The organism is Sphingomonas sp. CCH5-D11, assembly GCF_001557395.1.
Classification (GTDB): Bacteria; Pseudomonadota; Alphaproteobacteria; order Sphingomonadales; family Sphingomonadaceae; genus Sphingomonas.
Genome location: NZ_LSKH01000115.1, coordinates 1 through 2528 on the forward strand (window position 1 = coordinate 1; position 2528 = coordinate 2528).

At 66.0% G+C, this 2528-nt stretch carries 2 protein-coding genes and 1 pseudogene; all 3 read right to left on the bottom strand.

The features are described from left to right. Positions 1-680 (bottom strand): annotated as a pseudogene (locus AX702_RS07645) (outer membrane beta-barrel protein); the annotation flags it as partial. A 111-nt stretch (positions 681-791) separates the two neighbouring features. Further along, a complete protein-coding gene (locus AX702_RS07650) occupies positions 792-1301 on the bottom strand; it encodes a DUF2793 domain-containing protein (RefSeq protein WP_066778225.1) in 510 nt (169 codons plus the stop codon). Between the two features lie 21 nt (positions 1302-1322). Next, a partial coding sequence (locus tag AX702_RS07655; RefSeq protein ID WP_231731770.1) for a GTA baseplate fiber-binding domain-containing protein occupies positions 1323-2528 on the bottom strand: 1206 nt, incomplete at its 5' end.

The window sequence follows — 2528 nt, forward strand, 5'->3', positions numbered from 1 at the left end:
AAGTTGTAGGTCAGACCGCCGAGGATGCTGTGCGACCGGAACCGGCCTTCGTAGCCGCGGTTCGAGAAGTCGACGAGCTCGACGTTGCTGGCGTTGAAGAAACGATACTTCAGCGTCGCGTCCAGGTTGTCGGTCAGCGGCGCACGAACGCCGGCGATGCCCTGCCATGCGAAGACCGTATCCGAGTCGTTCAAGAAGCTACCGCGCTGGTTGATCGCGATGCGGTTCTTGACGCGCGCCACACCGGCACCACCGCCGATGAAGCCCTGGATGCCGTCATCGTCACCGAAGTCGAGCATACCATTGACCATGAAGCTCAGCGCGGTCGAACGGCCGCCTGCATAGTCGAAGGTACCCGGAGCAACGTTCACGACGCCGCCTGCGGTGCCAACCGGAACGCCAACGGTCGACGTATAGCTGTCGACAGTCGCGGCCTTGTAGGCAACTTCGGCCTCGAGGCGGAAGCCACCGAAGTCATAGCCAGCAACGGCGCCGCCGTCATAGCCATAATCGTGGTCGACCGTGCTGGTGCCAGACGTCACCGACGAGATATCGTAGTCGATGTCCTCGACGATCATACCACCGAACTCGACGCCGACGTACCACGCGTTATCGCGGGCAAGTGCAGGCGAGGCGAGAGCGGTAGAAGCGAGCGCCAGAACTACGGCAAGCTTCCGCATCATATTCCCCTTTCCATGGTGTCACTACGGACAGCGCAAACTCACTATCGAAAGGAAGGTTTCCGTGCAAGGCGACAAAAAGAGGCGACTGTTGCGCAGAAAACACACTTTTTAGCGCCCGATCAGATGGTGATTTCGCAACGTTTCCAACACTGCTTCAAGCACTTCGCGCGCTTCGAGGTCGATCGTGGAACCTCCTGATGCACCGGCGATCGGCGACTGCTGGGCGGCAAGCATCGGCGATCCCGCGATTACGAGGCTGGAGGCGCACAGTTCGCCGATCCGCCACGCCCCATCCTGATAACGGGCGGTCAGGCCATCCTCGATACGCCACACCGTCATTCCCGGATGGGGAGCGAGGAAGCGCCAGCCGCCGGCCGTCCATCCCGCCAGTGATCGTGCCTGGCCGGCCCATGCGCCCACCGGTGCGTCGCCAACCACCCAGCAGGCGCCCTCAGCGGGCTCAGCCGGCGGCAAATCGGCGCCCATCGCCGTCACCGCCGGCTGCACCGCCATGTCGAGCAGCGCCAACGCTTCATTGTGGTCAAGTTCCTTCTGCGCCTGCCCTGCATGAAGCAGCGGCAGGCGCCAGCGCGCCGTGGCATTTTCCATCGTGCTCATGATTGTTCTTTTGCCCTTTCGTCAGAGGTGCAGCGTTGCCGCTTCGGAGAGGCCGTGGGTCCCGATCTGCTGCACCGCGACAAGGACGGGGCCGCCGCCGATCGCCGCCAGCGGCGTTGCGAGATGCGGATCGCCGGTCACCAGCGTGGTGCGCCCGCCCGCCGCGTCGATCGTAACCTGGTATCCCTCGCGTTCTTCGATCAGCGCCGCGTCGACGCCATCGCGCCAGCGCCAGTCGGCGCGGCTGCGACGCCGCCACGTACAGTGCAGGACATGGTCGATGATGCGGCCGGTCAGGTGCACCGGCGCGGGCGGGACCAGGGAGCGCCCGGTCAGCCGGCATATCGCCTCTGCCGGCTGCGCGTCGCCAACGCCATTCGCCATCACCAGCACCGGCTGCGTCAGGGCGGCGTCGGCCGGAAAGCTTACAACACTGTTACCGTCGAGCAACACGAACGGGGCGTCATCGTGCAACAGGTTTCCCGACGTGCCGAATTTGCCGCGACGCAGCAGCGTGAGGCGCCAGGTTCGTTCGCCTAATTTGGCCGACTCGCCGAACTGCAGAAGCTCCTCCCCGACCAACGCTAGATTGGCACCCGCGTCGAGCGCACCTGCATCCGCCGCCCTCAGATGCATGCCCCCATGCGCCAGCTCGACCTCCAGGCTGTGGACGCGGTCGATCAAGGTGCTTGGCGCTGGTCCGCACGGGCTGATGACGCGGCCGATCACGCCAGGCGCAGCAGTGGCGCCGGCGGCGGTCCAGCTCGCCCCGCCATCCAGGCTGTAGTGCAATGCCGCGCGTCGCCAGCCGGGCGATGTTCCAGCGGCAACCACTGCAACCCGCGGGCGCGAGGCGTATTCACCCGAAAGGTCCGGCAATTCAGCCGCGTGAATAACGGTGCTTCCGGCCGGCGCATCCGCTTCGCGCAGCACCCGTCCGCCACTCGCGATGGTCGGCAACGGCGGCGGTGCCAGCGCCACCAGATCCAGCGTCACGCCAAAGCGTTCTACCGCGACCGCTGTGACGCGCCAGGCGACGCCTTGCGCCTCACCCTCGATCGCGATCACGGTTCCCGGCGCGATGTCGATCGCGGATGCGTCGAGCACCAACTGGCGGCGCGTACGCCCGGCCTCAGCCCGCGCCAGCATGGCGGTGGCAATCGTCTTCGCCGCCGATGCGGAGATCGCGGCGGGCAGCTCGATGGTGGCGGCGGCATCGCCCGCGCC